This is a genomic window from Pseudomonas sp. CFBP 8771 (assembly GCF_014841695.1).
In the GTDB taxonomy this organism is placed as follows: Bacteria; Pseudomonadota; Gammaproteobacteria; order Pseudomonadales; family Pseudomonadaceae; genus Aquipseudomonas; species Aquipseudomonas baltica.
Window position 1 is genome coordinate 720,792 of record NZ_JACYUJ010000001.1, and the last position, 17,229, is coordinate 738,020.

Consider the following 17,229-nt stretch of genomic DNA (forward strand, 5'->3'; position numbering starts at 1 on the left):
ACAAATCCCTGAGTACACCCACGCTGATACTTATTTGCACTGAGCCGGCTGGCGCAGCGACGCGCCAGAGGCGTGCGCAGCGTCGTTGTGAGGTTTCGTACAGGTTTCAGGAGCTCGACCGCTGCACGGCCAGGCGACGATAGTGCGACGGCGTCATGCCCTTGAGCTGCTGGAAGCGGCGGTTGAAGTTGGAAATATTGTTGAAGCCGGACTCGAAGCACACGTCCGTCACCGGCCGATCGCCGTCAGCCAGCAGCTCGCAGGACTTGCTGATGCGCAGGCGATTGACGAACTCGACGAAACAGCGGCCGGTGGCCTGTTTGAACACCCGGGAAAAATAGGTCGGTTTCATGCCCAGGTAGGCGGCGACTTCTTCCAGAGACAGCTCGCGCGCATAGTGGGCAAAAATGTAGTCGACCGCGCGGTTGGTGCGCTCCACCGCGTGCTCGTCGGCGTCCTGCGCCGCTGCAGTGCCCGAGAGCAACTGGTAGTCCTCGCAGGCCGCCAGCGATTCCATGAGTATCAGGAAGTGTCCGAGGCGGCTGATACCCTGGCTGTCGGCGATGCGCTGCATCGAGGCACCGGCCTGGGCGATGGTCCGGGCACAGCGGAACTCGATGCCGTAACGGGCTCGTTCGAGCAGCGGCGCAAGACTTTTGAGTTCGCTGAATACCTGGTGGCCATGGTCGAACAGCTCGTCGGTGAAATTGACCAGCATGTCGCGCTTGCTCACCGACTCGTCGTTCTGCAGCTGGCTGATCCAGTTGTGCGGCAGATTGGGCCCGGTGAGAAACAGGCTGCCCGGATTGAAGTTGCCGATGTAGTCGCCGACGAACACTTTGCCGGAGGTGGCGACCAGCAGGTGCAGTTCGTATTCCTTGTGGAAATGCCAGCGCACCAGCGGGCATGGGAAACCGTGCTGGCGATAGATGATCGAGCGACCGTCGTGGTCGTCCATCAACTCGTAGGAAGGGTCGGTTATTCGCGTTGCTCGAGTCATGCCGTGGCTGCTTTTGGAGTTGTGCCGATCGGAAATGCGCACCCAAGCATAGCGGTGGACGGGCCTGTGCGTCCAAGGCTGAAACGTCCGGAGTCGAGAAGCCCGGCGTTGAAGCGGCCCTCGCTCAGCGGGCGTCGTCGTTCTTGCGCGGCGTGTTCGAGCGCGGCAGGCCCGGCAAGGAGGGGGGGAGGCTGCCGCGGTCCGGCTCCCAGTCGGGAAGCGATGGCTGGCCCTCGTTCGCCGCCGGTTTGAGCAGCTGTACTTGAGCCAGCAGCGCTTCCATGGCGGCCATCAACCCGACCTTTGAATTGGGCAGCACGGGGTGGTGAGGTGGGATGAACAGGCTCAGGGTCGACACCTGCACCAGCGGCGATGCCGGGCAGTCGGTCACACTCAGCACACAGGCTTCGCGGGACTTGGCGTATTCGGCCAGGCGAATGGTGTCGCGGGTGTAGGCGGGCAGGGCGATGGCCAGCAGGGTGTCGTTGCGGGTGATGCCGGACAGTCGATAGGCCGACCCTTCAAGACCGCCGTCCAGGGTCACGCAGTGCGCGCCGGCGCAGAACGGGCTGAGCCCCGCGGCTGCCATGGCGGCGATGTGAAAGCTGTTGCCGAAACCGACCACGAACACATTCTGCGAGCGGGCCAGGCGCAGGGCCATCTCCTCGAAGGTCTGGTTGTCGTTCATGCGTGTGACGTTGTCCAGATGGTGCTTGCTGAGGCTGATCTGCTGTTCCAGATCGAACCCCGTCTCCGGTGCCTGCTTGAGCCGGCCTTCGATGACGTCGGCCGCAGACACCACGGCCAGCAGGTTTTCCATCAGGGCAAAGCGCAGGCCGGTGAAACCGTTGAGACCGATCGCATTGGCCAGGCGGTTGACGGCCGCGGTGGAGGTGCCGGTGGCGCCGGCCAGTTCTTCTATGTTGAGCGTTGCGCTGCGGTAGGGGTTGGCTTGCAGGAAGGTGGAGACTTTCTTCAGCGCGGGCCGCAGCTCTTCGTGCTTGCCACGCAATGCGCGCATCAGCTCGGAATCGTACACTTTGGTACTGTCGATAGGCGCCATCGTCGTTCGTCCTGAATGGGCAATAGGAACTACCTTGGACACCAGAGATTAGTTCGCGGGCCACAAAGTGCCAGCGGCCGCTTAGACCGATTGGTTCTTGGATTGGATCCATTGCGAGAAGTATTTCGTGCTCTTGTGCAGATGATGCCGGAGCATGCTGCCGGTGAAGTTTGCCCGGCGATGCTGCGCTAGGCTCTGGCTCAACTGTTGCAGACGCAGGATCAGGGCCTGAGCGTGTGGCTCGGTCGCATACTGGGCGCCCAGATGCTCATGGCACTGTTCATGGGCGGCTTGCCATTGATCCGCGTTTTCGTACAGCTCGACCGCCGCCTGCGCCAGCTCGTCTGCGCTGCGGCCTATCCGGCCCGGCCAGCGCTCGCCGGTACGCATGCCTTCGGCGCCCGTCGGGGTGGTGACGCTGGGCGTACCGCAGAGCATGGCATCGAGCAACTTGCCCTTGATGCCCGCGCCGAAACGCAGTGGCGCCAGCGCCACCCGTGCCTGACCCACCACCTGTAGCGCATCCACTGCCCAACCCTTGACCAGGAAACCTTGTGCAGGGTTGTGCAGGGCCGTGGCCTTGGGCGGTGTGTAGGCGCCATGCACGTGCAATTGCGCGCGCGGCAACTGCTTGCGAATGCGTGGCCAGATCTGCTGCTTGAGCCACAGCACGGCGTCCCAGTTGGGGGCGTGGCGAAAATTGCCGATGCAGACGAAGTGGGCTCTCTGCTCGAAGGTCAGTGCTGCGGTGGCTGGCGGCTCGACCATCAGCGGACAATCATGCAGCAGGCTGGCTGGCACGCCGAAGCGTTCGGTCAGCAGTTGCGTCTCGAACGGCGAGATCATCAAGCTCAAGTCGCAACGAAAGATGGCTGCCACTTCACGCTGGGTGATATCGGCGTCGCTCATGTGCGCGTAGAGCGTGTCCGGTGCTTCGGCGAACAATGCCGAGAAGTCGTTTTCGTCGTCACTTGCGTGCAGGCGCTGCTTGAGCAAACCCTGACGCGCGTCGCGCAGGCTCTGCAGGTCGCAGGTTTCCAGCACACGCACGGCCTGCGGGCAGTGCTGCTCGACCCGCCAACCGAATTGCTCTTCCATCATGAAGCGATCGAACAGGACCATGTCTGGCTGCAACTCCGCCACGAAGCGGTCGAAACTGTCGTCATTGAGCTCGATGGCTCGTTCGGCGATGCCCAGCGCTGCGAGGTCGGCTTTGTGCTCGCCGACCCTGGCGGGGCTGGCGAAGGTCACGTGCCAGCCTTGGGTCGTGAAGCACTGCAGCAACTGCATCATATGCCCGCCGGCCGCGGAAGAGGTGGGCTCGGGCCAGACATAGCCAATGACCAGGACGCGCTGAAAAGACATGGGGCAGACTCGGGGGCAAAAACCGGGCGCGCATTAGGCCATGATTACGCGCCGGGGTGTAGCGGTAGGCGCGGCTTCAGGCCGCCAGCATGCTCTTGACCTTGTCGCGCAACTGGTCGATGGAGAACGGCTTGCCGATCATGGCCATGCCCGCCGGAACGTCCAGCGCTTCGGCGTAGCCGCTGGCGAACAGCACCGGCAGTTCGGGACGCAAGGCGCGCGCCTCGACGGCCAGCTCCTTGCCGTCCATGCCGGGCAGGCCCATGTCGGTCATCATCAGGTCGATGGTCTCGGCCGAATCGTTGAGGAAGGTCAGCGCCTGAGGACCGTCCTCGGCTTCCAGTACCTTGAACTCGAATTCCTCCAGCACGTCCACGATCAGCATGCGGACGATCGCATCGTCTTCGACGACAAGAATGGTTTTGGCGGTATCGGACATCGTTCGGATCCTGGTCGGCAAAGGGCGCAGACGGCGCCGAGCCGTCATGTCGCAGATAACGTTACGCCCCGAGGGCAACGAGCACCCGGGAAGCAGGGCGCCAATCATAAAGCATGGGTCGGGGTCAGGCCATGCTTGTGGAGGCATTAAACGAGACCATTCCCACGTTTAGATGTGAAAATTCTTACGAAGCATGAGGAAAAAACCTAACAAATTGACTGAATTGCGGCAAAATCCCCGACCTCGAATACAGGATCCGGGCCCAAGGACATGAACAAACCCTCTTCGATCGACGAGCAGAGCTTCCGTCGCCTGCTCAGTCGCAACGTTGGCTTGCCGCTGGGCGTGGGCGTGCTCAGCGTGGCCGTGTTCATTGCGATCATCGTTTACCTGCTGTCGGTGATCGACTGGGTCGAGCACACCGACCGGGTCATCAACAACGCCAACGAAGCGACCAAGCTGTCGATCGACATGGAAACCGGGATGCGGGGGTACCTGCTCTCGGGTGCCGAGGGCTACCTGGACCCCTATGAGCTGGCCAAGCCGCGCCTGGCCGCCGAGTTGCCAGCCTTGCAGGCGTTGGTGGCCGACAACCCGCGCCAAGTCGATCGCCTGACCCGCATCATGGCGCTGCAGAAGGACTGGCTCTCCTACGGCGAGGAGCTGATTTCGCTCAAGCGCGCCACCGGCGACTATTCCAGCGTGGTCCAGACCGGCCGCGGCAAGCGCCTGACCGACGCGATCCGCAAGGAATACGAAGGCTTCATTGCCATGGAGCAGCAACTGCGGGTGGAGCGCAGCGAAAACGTGTCACGCACCATCTGGGCATCGGTCAGCCTTTATGTACTGTTCGTTCTGGTGGTCAGCGCCTTGCTGGCGTATTTCGGCCGACGCGACATGACCGAACTGTCGACCTCCTACGGCGGCAACCTGGCTGCCCTGCAAAAGGGTGCCAAGCGCCTGCAGGACCAGGCCTGGCTGCGCACCGGCCAGACTCAGCTGGCCGAACAGTTGCTGGGCCAGCAGACCCTGCAGATGCTGGGCCGCAACATGCTGCAGTTCTTCGCCCAGTACCTGGGGTCGGTGGTCGCGGCGGTGTACATCCGCGAAGAGCACGGCAACCTGCGCCGTATCGCCTCGTACGGGTTCTCCCGCGAGCGTGAGGTGACGGACCAGTTGCTGATCAATGGCGAGGGTATTGCCGGCCAGGCCGTGCAGCGCAACCGGGTCATCCGCCTGGACGACGTGCCGGCCGATTACCTGCGCTTGAGCTCAGGCCTGGGCGAGGGCGCAGCCCGCAGCGTGCTGGTCATCCCGACCAGCGACAACGACCAGATCAACGCCGTGGTCGAGCTGGGCTTCCTGCGCCCCTTGACCGACCGCGACCTGGAAATCGTCGAACTGCTGGCCGACAACATCGGCACCGCCATCGAAGCGGCCCGCTATCGTCAGCGCCTGCAGGAAGTGCTCGCCGAAACCCAGCAGCTCAACGAAGAGCTGCAGGTGCAGCAGGAAGAGCTGAAAACCGCCAACGAAGAGCTCGAAGAACAGTCGCGAGTGCTCAAGGAGTCCCAGGCGTACCTGGAAACCCAGCAGGCGGAACTTGAGCAGACCAACGAGCAGTTGGCCGAACGCACCGATGCACTGGGCCAGCAGCGCGATGCGCTGGATCGCAAGAACCTGGAGCTCAACCAGGCCCAGGTACAGCTCGAGGAACGTGCCGACGAGCTGCAGCGTTCGAGCCGCTACAAGTCCGAATTCCTCGCCAACATGTCCCACGAGTTGCGCACGCCACTCAACAGCTCGTTGATCCTGGCCAAGCTGCTGGCGGAAAATCCCCAGGAAAACCTCACTGCCGATCAGGTCAAATTCGCCGAGTCGATCTACTCCGCGGGCAACGATCTGCTCAACCTGATCAACGACATCCTCGACATCTCCAAGGTCGAGGCAGGCAAGCTCGACCTGCGACCGGAGAACAGCAGCGTGCCGCGTCTGGTCGACGGCCTGCGCATGACCTTCGAGCCGCTGGCCGGGCAGAAGCACCTGGAACTGTCGGTGCAGATTCTTCCCGACGCACCGGCGATGTTGTACACCGATCGCCAGCGAGTTGAGCAGATTCTCAAGAACCTGTTGGCCAACGCGCTGAAGTTCACCGAGCAGGGCAGTGTCGAGCTGTTGGTGTCTGGCCATGCCAACCAAGGCATCGCCTTCCAGATTCGCGACACCGGCATCGGTATCGCCGTCGACCAGCAGCAGGCCATCTTCGAGGCCTTCCGCCAGGCGGACGGCACCACCAACCGCCGCTACGGCGGCACCGGCCTGGGCCTGTCGATTTCCCGCGACCTAGCCAACATGCTCGGCGGCTACATCACCGTCAGCAGCGAACTGGGCAAGGGCAGCACCTTTACTTTGGTATTGCCGCAACGCTACGAAGAAATCATCGAGGCGCCGCGGCATGCGCCGCAGCCCATGGTGATCGCTGCGCAGCCGGTGTCCAACACCCCGGCCGTGCTCGAAGCGCCGCTGACCGTGGCGCGCTTTGCCGACGACCGCGATAAAGGCCCGTTCACCAAGCGCTGCATACTGGTGGTCGAGGATGAGCCGAACTTCGCGCGTATCCTTTACGACCTGGCGCATGAGCTGGACTACCACTGTCTGGTGGCCCACGCCGCCGATGAGGGCTTCGACCTGGCGGCGACCTTCGTGCCCGATGCGATCCTGCTCGACATGCGCCTGCCCGATCATTCCGGCCTGACCGTGCTGCAGCGCCTCAAGGAACTGGCCACCACGCGGCACATTCCCGTGCACGTGATTTCGGTCGAGGACCGGGTCGAGGCGGCCATGCACATGGGCGCGATCGGCTATGCGGTCAAGCCGACCACCCGCGACGAACTCAAGGAAGTCTTCGGCCGCCTGGAAGCCAAGCTGACGCAAAAGCTCAAGCGCATTCTGCTGGTGGAAGACGATGACCTGCAGCGCGAGAGCATTTCCCTGCTGATCGGCGACGACGACATCGAGATCACTGCCGTGGGCTTTGCCCAGGAGGCGCTCGACCTGCTGCGCGACAACGTCTACGACTGCATGATCATCGACCTCAAGCTGCCCGACATGCTCGGCGGCGACCTGCTCAAGCGCATGTCCAACGAGGAGATCCGTGCGTTCCCGCCGGTCATCGTCTACACCGGGCGCAACCTCACCCGCGACGAAGAAGCCGAGCTGCTCAAGTACTCCCGTTCGATCATCATCAAGGGCGCGCGCTCGCCCGAGCGGCTGCTCGACGAAGTGACGCTGTTCCTGCACAAAGTCGAATCGCAGTTGTCCCATGAGCGGCAAAAGATGTTGAAAACCGCCCGCAGTCGCGACAAGGTCTTCGAGGGCCGCAAGATCCTCGTGGTGGACGACGACGTGCGCAATATCTTTGCCCTGACCAGTGCCCTTGAACACAAGGGCGCCATCGTTGAAGTAGGCCGTAACGGCCGAGAGGCAATCGACAAGTTGAATCAGGTCGAGGACATCGATCTGGTGTTGATGGATGTGATGATGCCCGAGATGGATGGCTACGAGGCCACCCGCGAGATCCGCAAGGACCCGCGCTGGCGCAAGCTGCCGATCATCGCGGTCACTGCCAAGGCCATGAAAGACGATCAGGAACGCTGCCTGCAGGCCGGTTCCAACGACTATCTGGCCAAGCCCATCGACCTGGATCGTCTGTTCTCGCTGATCCGCGTGTGGTTGCCGCAACTGGAGCGCATGTAGTGAGTGATTCCCTGGCCGGCAAGCCCTCCCAGCCGGCTGCCGAACGCAATATCGATATCGAGATCCGTTTGCTGATCGAGGCGATCTACCTCACCTACAGCTACGATTTCCGCGATTACTCGGGCGCGTCGGTGAAGCGTCGCATCCTGCACGCGCTGCGCCAGATGGAGTGCAGCAGCGTCTCGTCGTTGCAGGCTCGGGTGCTGCACGAGCCTACGGCGTTCATGGAGCTGCTGCAGTACCTGACGATTCCGGTAAGCGAGATGTTCCGTGACCCCGAGCACTTCCTGGCGCTGCGCCGTGAGGTGGTGCCGCTGCTCAAGACCTATCCATCGCTCAAGGTCTGGATCGCCGGGTGCAGCACCGGCGAAGAGGTCTACTCCATGGCCATTCTGCTGCGCGAGGAAGGTCTGCTCGACCGCACCATCATCTATGCCACCGATATCAACCCGACCTCCCTGGAAAAGGCCAAGCAAGGCATCTACTCCATGGAAAGCGTGCGCGCCTATACCCAGAGCTACCAGCGCGCCGGTGGCACCCGCTCGTTCGCCGACTACTACACCGCGGCCTATGGCAACGCCATCTTCGACAGCAGCCTGCGCGAGAACGTGACCTTCGCCGACCACAGCCTGGCCACCGACAGCGTGTTCTCCGAGACCCAGCTGGTGTCCTGCCGCAATGTGCTCATCTATTTCAACAAAGGCCTGCAGGACCGCGCCTTCGGGCTGTTCCACGAATCCCTGAGCCATCGCGGCTTTCTCATGCTCGGCAGCAAGGAAACCCTGGATTTCTCGGCCTACAGTTCGCGCTTCGAAACCCTGACGCGCCCTGAACGGATCTATCGCAAGTCATGAGTCGTTTCCAAGCGGTGGTGGTGGGCGCATCGGCCGGTGGCGTCGAGGCACTGCTGGGGGTGTACGGGCAGTTGCCGATGGATTTCAAGCTGCCGGTGCTGACCGTGCTGCACCTGCCGGACGAGCGTCACAGCCAGTTGGCGGAAGTGTTCGAAAGGCGTTTGAACCGGCCGGTGCGCCAGGCGCGTGACAAGGAGCCTATCGAACCCGGTATGTTCTACTTTGCCGGCCCCAGTTATCACCTGTCGGTCGAGCGCGATTTCAGCCTGTCGTTGAGCCAGGAGGAGCGGGTGCACTATTCGCGTCCAGCCATAGACTTTCTCTTCGATTCGGCCGCCGATGCCTATGGCAGCGGGTTGATCGGGGTATTGTTGACGGGGGCCAACGAAGACGGCGCGCGAGGTCTGGCCAGCATCAAACACAAAGGTGGCTTGACCATCGTCCAGGACCCCGCCGAGGCGCGGGTCGCGGTCATGCCGCAGGCGGCCATCCGCCTGCAGGCGCCTGATCACATTCTTTCACTCCACGGCATTGGCTGTCTGCTTGCCGAGCTGGAACGAAGCACATGCTAAGCAACGTCCAAGCAAAACTGTTGATCGTCGATGACTTGCCGGAGAACCTGCTGGCCCTGGAGGCGTTGATCGCCAGCCCCGGCCGTGAGGTGCACAAGGCACTCTCGGCCGACGAAGCTTTGTCGCTGCTGTTGCAGCACGAATTCGCCATGGCCATTCTCGATGTGCAGATGCCGGGCATGAACGGCTTCGAGCTGGCCGAGCTCATGCGCAGCACCGAGAAGACCAAGAACATTCCGATCGTGTTCGTCAGCGCCGCCGGGCGCGAGCTCAACTATGCCTTCAAGGGCTACGAAAGCGGCGCCGTGGATTTCCTCCACAAGCCGCTGGACATGCAGGCGGTGAAGAGCAAGGTCAGCGTGTTCGTCGACCTGTACCGCCAGCGCAAGACCCTCAAGGAACAGCTCGATGCGCTGGAGCGCTCGCGTCAGGAACAGGAGGTGCTGCTCAAGCGCCTGCAAGTGACCCAGAGCGAACTGGAGCATGCCGTGCGCATGCGCGACGACTTCATGTCGATCGTTTCCCACGAAGTGCGCACTCCGCTCAATGGGCTGATCCTGGAAACGCAACTGCGCAAACTGCACCTGGCGCGCGATAACGCCGATGCCTTCACCCTCGACAAGATGCGCGCCATGGTCGAACGCGACGAGCGCCAGATCAAGAGCCTGATCCGCTTGATCGAGGACATGCTCGATGTGTCGCGCATCCGCACCGGCAAGCTGTCCATCCGTCCTGCCCAGTTCGATCTGGCGCAACTGGTGCGCAATCTGGTCGACAGTTTTGCGCCTCAGGTGGCTGCCGCCGACTGCACCATCAGCCTGCGTGCGGATGAGCCGGTGCTGGGCATCTGGGACGAGTTCCGCATCGAGCAAGTGGTCAGCAACCTGATCTCCAATGCCTTGCGCTACGGTGGCAAGGGGCCGGTGGAGGTCACGGTGTACGGGCACAACGGCTGGGCGCGCGTGGAAGTGCGGGACCATGGCATCGGTATCAGCAAGGAAAACCAGCTGCGCATCTTTCAGCAATTCGAGCGGGTGTCGGGCAGCAACGTGGTAGCGGGACTGGGCCTGGGCCTGTTCATTTCCGAGCAGATCGTGGCGGCCCACGGCGGGCGCATCGAAGTCGACAGCGCCCTGGGCGACGGCGCGACGTTCCGGGTCAGCCTGCCGCTTTAGGAATAAGCGCACTCACACGCAACCTCTGTCGCAGGTCATGGTCGTAATGGCAGCAAAACATATAAGTACATAGGCTTCCCCATGAGTGAAGATGCACAAGATGTCGTTCTCATCGTAGAGGACGAACCGTTGATATTGATGGTCCTGGCAGACTACTTGTCCGGCCTGGGCTATCGCGTCCTGAAAGCCGAGAATGGCGAGCAGGCACTGGAAATTCTGTCGACCAAGCCGCACCTGGACCTGATGGTCACCGACTATCGTCTGCCCGGTGGCATTTCCGGGGTGAAGATCGCCGAGCCCGCCGTGTTGCTGCGGCCGGACCTGAAGGTGATATTCATCAGTGGCTATCCGGCGGAAATCCTCGAAACCAACAGCCCGATCGCGCGCAAGGCACCGATCCTGGCCAAGCCGTTCGACCTGGATACGCTGCACGAGCAGATCCAGGAACTGCTGGCCTGAACGAGCAGGGCACCTGGCCTGACGGTCAGGTGCCCTGTTTGTTTGCAGGCATTTTGTTTGCAGGCATTCGCCGTCTGCTTCAGGGGGTTGGCAATGCGGCCCCTTTGGGCCAGAGCAACCACACCTGACCTTCCTGCTTCATGTTGCCGGCCAGCTCGCCGGCTTCTGCTCCCGTCCCCCAGAACAGATCGGCACGCACTTCGCCGGCAATGGCGCCACCGGTGTCTTGCGCGGCCACTGGGCGAACGACCGGCGTGCCGTCGGGGCGCGTGGTCGAGAGCCATAACAGGCTACCCAACGGGATCACCTTGCGATCGATCGCCACGCTGTAGCCTGCGGTAAGGGGCACGTTGAGCGAGCCACGCGGCCCTTCGTTGCTGTCCGGCCGAAGGCTGAAGAACACGTAGCTCGGATTGCTGGCGAGCAGTTCCGGTACGCGCTGGGGGTTGGCCACGGCCCAGTCTCGGATGCGGCCCATGCTCACTTCTTCTTTCTTCAGCAGGCCCTGGTCCACCAGCCAGCGGCCGACCGGGCGGTAGGGGTGGCCGTTCTGGTCAGCGTAGCCGACGCGCAGTTGCCGACCGTTGTCCAGCTGCAGGCGCCCCGAACCTTGAATCTGCAGGAACTGCAGGTCCATGGGGTCGCGCATCCACGCCACCACGGGCGCGTTGTCGATGCCCTGACGCTGGATGGTGGCCGCGTCATCATAGGGACGCAGCACCTGGCCGTCGAGCCGCCCGCGCAGGCGCTTGCCTTTGAGTTCGGGGTAAAGGCTGTCCAACTGCACGCTGATCATGTCTGCCGGTACGCCGTAGACAGGTACCGGATGCCCTGCGTCGGCCTTGAGGCTGCCGGGATAGACAGGCTCATAGTAGCCAGTGATCAGGCCGTGTTCGCCTTTTTCCGCAGAGCGCAGGCCGTAGACCTGCAGTTGTGCCTGGAGGAAGGTGCGGATCGCGGTGGGAGCAGTGTCCACCGCTTGCGCCGATGCGCAGGTGGCGCCCCAGATCGCATCCTTGGCCAGCCGCTGGCAAGCCGAGCGCCAGGCAGTGAAGCCGGCCTGCAGGTCGCTGTCGCTGACCTTGGGCAAATCATCCCAGGTGGCCGGTGCGTAGGTGGCGACGGGTTGTGTGGGTGGCACGGGCTTGTTGTCGTTGTCGCAGGCGGACAACAGCGCCAGCGCCGGCACGACGCCGATGAGCAGGCGTCGCCAGGGGAAACGGAAATGGGTCACGCAACGCATCCTGATAGCGATAAGAGGCGGCTACTTTGGATAAACCCACCCCCAACGTCAAATCCATGCGGCGAACAGGTGTGCAGCGGTGGCCGCCGACGCGGCTTGCGCCGCTGCTACAGAACGACACCATCCCCTGTAGCAGCGGTGCAAGCCGCGTCCGGCTTGACGCGGTTGTACAGGCATACTGTGTTGCCGCCGACGCGGCTTGCGCTGCTGCTACAGAATGACACCATCCCCTGTAGCAGCGGCGCGAGCCGCGTCCGGCTTGATGCGCTTGTCCACCTGTATCAGCAATAGCTGGCAATCCGACGTACCTGGCCCTGTCCCTGGCCCAGGGTCCACTCGCGATTGAGGGTCTGGAACACATCGTTGACGAACTGCCGATCGGCCGCTGCTTTCTTGCCGACGTAGCCCTTGCCGCGGCGGTAGATCGGCATGCGCGCGCGCAGTTCGGGGTGGCTGCGCTCGAAATCCTCGCCGTCGGCGTCATTGGAGAGGGCGTCGATATGTACATCGCCCCGCTGGCAGACCCAAAGAATGTGGTCGTCGAGGCTGTCACGGCCGGCTGCCAGAATGCGGGCGAGCTGGTCAACGGTGGGCTGCTGGTTCAGGTTCATGTGTATGCTCCTTGAGCTCTGTGTGATCTGTCAGGTTGTGGTCCCCAACACGGGTCGGCAGGTACGCTTCACGTGTTGTCCGTCTAGGTCAGTACTGGCTCGAGCTCGATGTGTAGTGCTTGAAACCATCACTACATGAAAGCCATGGCGTTCAGGTTGCACCTACCCGCGGGGTACGCGGATCACATCGGAGTGACTCGATGGCTCATCGAGCAGGACTGGTTTCGCCTCTGCTCTGTTCCCGATCAGGGAGACGGCCTCATCATGCAAGTCGCAACGAGTCGCGTCAATGAATATGTAGTGCTTTCTTATCAGCACTACATATTTTATTTATGACCTGCAAGTCACGCATTCCGGCCTGCTCCGGCGTCCGTGGATCCCGGTACACGGTGTTTGAAATACGCAGCTCAGCGCCTTGCCCTCGCTCAGGCCCATGAAAGCCCCGGCAAGGCTTGATTGTTCGAGCGTCTCCCATAATCATGCTCGGCCCGAGCGCAGAAGGTGCGTCCTGTGCAAGTACCCAGTGGAGCCGTATGGAGTTCAAGCAGAGTCTGAGTCGACGGATCGTCATCGTGTTTGCGTTGATGAGCGCTTTCGTCGCCGGCGTATTCGCTGTGGGCATCGTGGCCACCGTGCATCTGGTGGAGCGCAAGCTGACGACCATGAGTTTGAGCGGCAACATGCATCGCCTGCTGTTGGTCGACAATGCGGACGATTGGCGCCACCGACCCGAGAAAGACGAGCTGTTCTACATCGAGGGTGGCAACGGCGACCTGAGCATGCCCAACGAGCTCAAGACCCTGCCGATCGGTTTCCAGAAGCTCACGCTCGGGCCGCGCACCTACTACGCCATGGTCGCCCGCGTCGACAATCGTCAGTACGTATTGCTGCGTGACCAGGAGGGTATGGAACAGCGTGCCAATGTGCTGTTCATCGTGGTAGGCGCTGGCTTTCTGCTGAGCATCGCCCTGGCGATCATGCTGGGCGGACTCCTGGCCCGCCGGGTGATGGCGCCGGTCGTGCGGCTGGCCCGGCAGGTGCGCCATCGCGACAAGATGCTCGGCCTGGCTCCGCCGCTGTCGCCCGATTACACCGACGATGAAGTCGGCGAACTGGCGCGCTCCTTCGATGAAACGCTGAGCAAGCTGCGGGCGGCGCTCAATCGCGAGCAGATGTTCACCAGCGACGTGAGCCACGAATTGCGCACGCCGTTGATGATTCTCGCCAGTTCCTGCGACCTGCTGCTGGCCACCGAGCTGGATGAGCGCTCGCACCGTCAAGTGGCGCGGATTGCACGGGCCACCGACGGCATGAGCCAACTGGTCGAAACGTTCCTGTTGCTGGCACGCGACCGCGATGCGGCCAGCCATGGCAATCCTTCTGCCACCTTGCGCCGGACCGCCGACGAACTGGTCGAGATCTGGGGGCGCCAAATAGAGGCCAAGGGCCTTGAATTCATCTATGTGGCGGACAACCATTCGAGCGAGGTCTACAACCATGCATTCCTGCATTCGGTAATGGGCAACCTGCTGCGCAACGCATGGCACTACACCGACACCGGGTTCGTGCGCCTCACCCTGACCGAAACCGGGTTCCACGTGGAGGACAGCGGTATCGGCATTCCGGAGGAAAAGCGCAACGCCATGTTTCAGCCATTCGTGCGCGGGGACGAGCAGCGCGGCGAGGGTCTGGGCCTGGGCTTGTCCCTGGTGCAGCGCATCTGTGTCAACCAGGGCTGGCACGTGAGCCTGAGCAGTCGCGAGCCCCATGGGTGTTTTTTTGCCGTGCAACTGGGCGACGCCTAGCGCCGGAACACGCTCGAGCCGTGCGCCCAGTCACAGTCTTTTTGTGAACCTTGCCACCTTTTTGTGGTCTTTCAGCTGGCGGCTTGAACCGACGGCATGCCGGGCAATAGGCCCAGGAAGGGCTTTTCATCGCCTCTCTTCGCAAGTAGTAGCCACCCGTAGCGGTAGTAGCGACAGGCACGACCGGTGCAGGCCCAGCCCGCGGGACATTGTTGTCCCGCTTTCGAATGGTCCGTTCATCGGGGCCTTTTTTCTTATTCATGTGAAGATCGCCATGCCCTCATCTCAACGTCTTTCTACCGTATTCAGCCGCACCCGCCTGGTTGCCACCGGCCTGTTCACCGGGCTGTTGTTCACTATCGGCCCTGCGCATGGCGAAGAAGCACCCGACACCAGCCGCTGGGTCAGCGACAACCTCAGTACCTTCGTGCGCAGCGGCCCGACCGATGGCTATCGCATCGTCGGCAGCTTGAAGTCCGGTCAGAAAGTCGAGTTGCTTTCCACTCAGGGTGACTACAGCCAGGTGCGCGGCGAGGGCGGTTCCAGTGTCTGGATCCCCAGCAGCGACCTGCAACCCACCCCCGGCCCTGCCGAACACGTTCCGCTGCTGACCCAGCAGGTGGCCGATCTGAGCGGCAAGCTGCAGTCCATCGATGACAGCTGGAAGAACCGAGTCCAGGGCATGCAGGAAACCCTGGATGCGCGCAAGAAGCTGATCGACGAGCTGGAAGCGCGCAGCAAGGCGCTGAACGCCGAGCTCAGCGATGCCCAGTCCGAATTGCGCAGCACCCAGGCGAAGTTGGGTGATGAAAACAAGCACGTCATGATGAGCTACATGGTCTATGGCGGCAGCATTGCCGGTGCTGGTTTGCTGGCTGGGCTGATCCTGCCGATGATGACGCGTGGGCGCAAGCGTAACGATCGCTGGTTCTGAGGGCGGCGCCTACAGGTTGCGCTGAACCCGCCCGGCCGCTCGATGATCTATGGTGTTGCACTCCTTATCGCCACACAGAGAGAGCCTTGCCATGAACACCAGTGATCTACTTGAACAACTGCTGCGCGGTCGCAGCGGACAATCCTCGGCCGGCCAGCCTGGCGCTGCCAAAGGGCAGGGCGGACTGGGCGGTTTGCTGGGCGGACTGCTCGGTGGCGGCCGTGGCGCATCGGGCGGCGCCGGGCTGGGTGGGCTCGGCGGTTTGCTGGGTGGCCTGGGTGGCATGCTGGGCGGAAGCAGGGGCAGTCGTTCCGGTTCGAGCAAGTACACTGCCATGGCGTCGTTGGCAATGATGGCTTACAAGGCCTATCAGACCTGGCAGCAACAGCAGGCAGCCGCACCCCAGCAAGCGTTGCGCACAATCGATCAGCTGTCCGAGTCCGAAGTTGAAGGCCACAGCCATGCGATTCTGCGGGCGTTGATTGCCGCGGCCAAGGCCGATGGCCGGGTGGATGCACAAGAGGAAGCCGCGATTCGCGCCGAATTGACCGAGCATGCCGAGGATGCGCAGTTGCAGCAGTGGCTGGACGCAGAATTGGCGCGGCCGCTGGACGCGCAAGAGCTGGCCAGTGCCGCCGATGGCCCGGCGATGGCAGCAGAGATGTACCTCGCCAGCGTGATGCTCATGGGGCAGCAGGATGCCGGCGAGCGGGCCTGGCTCGACCAACTGGCAGCCGCCCTGAACCTGGCCCCGGAACTTCGCGCCCAGCTCGATCAGCAGGCCAAGACGCAATAACCCCCACCTCAAAAGCCGTACGGCGATGCTGCAGGCCAATCCCATGCACCGCCGACGCGGCTCGCGCCGCTGCTACAAAAACAACACCCCCAGCGCCCCGCAACCCCTGTAGCAGCGGCGCAAGCCGCGTCCGCCGGCCCCGCAACCCAGCAGACGCACGCACCCCTGTAGCAGCGGCGCAAGCCGCGTCCGGGCGCAGCGCCAATCCCCGTACGGTCGTTACAAGGGCCCCAATTCCAACCAGATCGGGGCATGGTCTGAAGGTTTTTCCATGGCGCGCAGGTCGTAGTCGATACCGGCGGCCCGAACCTGCGGCAGCAGCCCGCGGGATGCCAAAATCACATCGATGCGCAGGCCGCGCTTGGGCTGGTCTTCGAAGCCGCGGCTGCGATAATCGAACCAGCTGAACCGGTCGGCCACCTCCGGGTGCAGGTGACGGAAGCTGTCGACCAGCCCCCAGTCCAGCAACCGTTGCATCCATTCGCGTTCTTCGGGCAAGAAGCTGCACTTGCCCGTCTTCAGCCAACGCTTGGCGTTGTCCGCCCCGATACCAATGTCGCAATCCTGGGGCGAAATGTTCACATCGCCCATCACGATCAATGGCTGATCGTTGCTGAATCCGCTTTCCAGCAAGCTCTGCAGGTCGCTGTAGAAGCGTCGTTTGGCGGGAAACTTGGTCGGGTGATCGCGGCTTTCACCTTGCGGGAAGTAGCCGTTCATCACCGTGACGACCTGGCCTTGGGCATCGGCGAATGTGCCACGGATGAAGCGGCGTTGAGCGTCGTCTTCGTCACCGGCGAAGCCTTTGTCGATACTCAGCGGGGCGGCGCGAGAAAGCAGCGCAACCCCGTAGTGCCCTTTCTGCCCATGAAAGTGCACGTGATAGCCCAGCGCCTCGACCTCGGCCTGCGGAAACTGCTCGTCCGACACCTTGGTTTCCTGCAGGCCGATCACATCGGGCTGGTGCTTGTCGATCAAGGCCGCCAGCTGATGCGGGCGGGCGCGCAAGCCGTTGATGTTGAACGAGACGATTTTCATGGTCGCGGATCCTGGCAAATGCGCGATGCTAACGGAGTGTGGCGCGAGCGACCAGCGCGGCGGCGTGCAATCCAGCGTGATTTGCCTGCCCCAGGCACGGAACCCCTGCCGCCGCGCAT

Annotated in this window: 15 protein-coding genes; 8 read left to right on the forward strand and 7 right to left on the reverse strand. The window is 62.6% G+C overall.

From position 1 onward, the window contains the following. Positions 1-106 precede the first annotated feature (106 nt). From IFT80_RS03175 to IFT80_RS03190, 4 genes are all read right to left on the reverse strand, one after another. Positions 107-1,000, reverse strand: coding sequence for an AraC family transcriptional regulator (locus IFT80_RS03175; protein WP_192136732.1), 894 nt, complete (start codon positions 998-1,000; stop codon positions 107-109). A 124-nt stretch (positions 1,001-1,124) separates the two neighbouring features. Then, complete coding sequence (locus tag IFT80_RS03180) at positions 1,125-2,063, reverse strand: MurR/RpiR family transcriptional regulator (protein ID WP_192136733.1); 939 nt, start codon at positions 2,061-2,063, stop codon at positions 1,125-1,127. A gap of 81 nt (positions 2,064-2,144) precedes the next feature. Then, complete coding sequence (locus tag IFT80_RS03185) at positions 2,145-3,428, reverse strand: glycosyltransferase (RefSeq protein ID WP_192136734.1); 1,284 nt, start codon at positions 3,426-3,428, stop codon at positions 2,145-2,147. Between the two features lie 76 nt (positions 3,429-3,504). Continuing rightward, positions 3,505-3,867, reverse strand: a complete 363-nt coding sequence (locus IFT80_RS03190) for a response regulator (RefSeq protein WP_192047183.1) — start codon at positions 3,865-3,867, stop codon at positions 3,505-3,507. 270 nt (positions 3,868-4,137) lie between these two features. On the opposite strand from IFT80_RS03190, the gene IFT80_RS03195 reads away from it, so the two are divergent. The 5 genes from IFT80_RS03195 (at position 4,138) to IFT80_RS03215 (ending at position 10,683) form a co-directional block, all read left to right on the forward strand. Continuing rightward, a complete protein-coding gene (locus tag IFT80_RS03195) occupies positions 4,138-7,623 on the forward strand; it encodes a response regulator (RefSeq protein ID WP_192057174.1) in 3,486 nt (1,161 codons plus the stop codon). Further along, positions 7,623-8,477, forward strand: a complete 855-nt coding sequence (locus IFT80_RS03200; protein ID WP_240998718.1) for a CheR family methyltransferase — start codon at positions 7,623-7,625, stop codon at positions 8,475-8,477. Before IFT80_RS03195 ends, IFT80_RS03200 begins: the two co-directional genes overlap by 1 nt. Further along, a complete protein-coding gene (locus IFT80_RS03205) occupies positions 8,474-9,049 on the forward strand; it encodes a chemotaxis protein CheB (RefSeq protein WP_192056247.1) in 576 nt (191 codons plus the stop codon). Before IFT80_RS03200 ends, IFT80_RS03205 begins: the two co-directional genes overlap by 4 nt. Continuing rightward, positions 9,043-10,224: a hybrid sensor histidine kinase/response regulator gene (locus IFT80_RS03210; protein ID WP_122476919.1), complete on the forward strand. Its 1,182-nt coding sequence runs from the start codon at positions 9,043-9,045 to the stop codon at positions 10,222-10,224. The genes IFT80_RS03205 and IFT80_RS03210 overlap by 7 nt, the downstream gene beginning before the upstream one ends. Before the next feature lie 81 nt (positions 10,225-10,305). Then, positions 10,306-10,683, forward strand: coding sequence for a response regulator (locus IFT80_RS03215; protein WP_122476920.1), 378 nt, complete (start codon positions 10,306-10,308; stop codon positions 10,681-10,683). A 79-nt stretch (positions 10,684-10,762) separates the two neighbouring features. Here IFT80_RS03215 and mltA read toward each other — a convergent pair whose 3' ends face one another. Then, a complete protein-coding gene (gene mltA, locus IFT80_RS03220) occupies positions 10,763-11,917 on the reverse strand; it encodes a murein transglycosylase A (RefSeq protein ID WP_425311966.1) in 1,155 nt (384 codons plus the stop codon). Between the two features lie 290 nt (positions 11,918-12,207). Beyond that, positions 12,208-12,537, reverse strand: a complete 330-nt coding sequence (locus IFT80_RS03225; protein WP_192136735.1) for a hypothetical protein — start codon at positions 12,535-12,537, stop codon at positions 12,208-12,210. Between the two features lie 533 nt (positions 12,538-13,070). Here IFT80_RS03225 and IFT80_RS03230 point away from each other — a divergent pair. The 3 genes from IFT80_RS03230 (at position 13,071) to IFT80_RS03240 (ending at position 16,072) form a co-directional block, all read left to right on the forward strand. Next, a complete protein-coding gene (locus IFT80_RS03230) occupies positions 13,071-14,342 on the forward strand; it encodes a sensor histidine kinase (RefSeq protein WP_185793451.1) in 1,272 nt (423 codons plus the stop codon). 274 nt (positions 14,343-14,616) lie between these two features. Next, positions 14,617-15,276 (forward strand): TIGR04211 family SH3 domain-containing protein, encoded by a 660-nt coding sequence (locus tag IFT80_RS03235; protein ID WP_192136736.1) that lies wholly within the window; start codon positions 14,617-14,619, stop codon positions 15,274-15,276. 91 nt (positions 15,277-15,367) lie between these two features. Beyond that, positions 15,368-16,072 (forward strand): DUF533 domain-containing protein, encoded by a 705-nt coding sequence (locus IFT80_RS03240; RefSeq protein ID WP_192136737.1) that lies wholly within the window; start codon positions 15,368-15,370, stop codon positions 16,070-16,072. Positions 16,073-16,291: 219 nt separating this feature from the next. Here the strand turns inward: IFT80_RS03240 and xthA are convergent, their stop codons facing one another. Continuing rightward, positions 16,292-17,110, reverse strand: coding sequence for an exodeoxyribonuclease III (gene xthA, locus IFT80_RS03245; protein WP_192136738.1), 819 nt, complete (start codon positions 17,108-17,110; stop codon positions 16,292-16,294). Between the last annotated feature and the right edge of the window lie 119 nt (positions 17,111-17,229).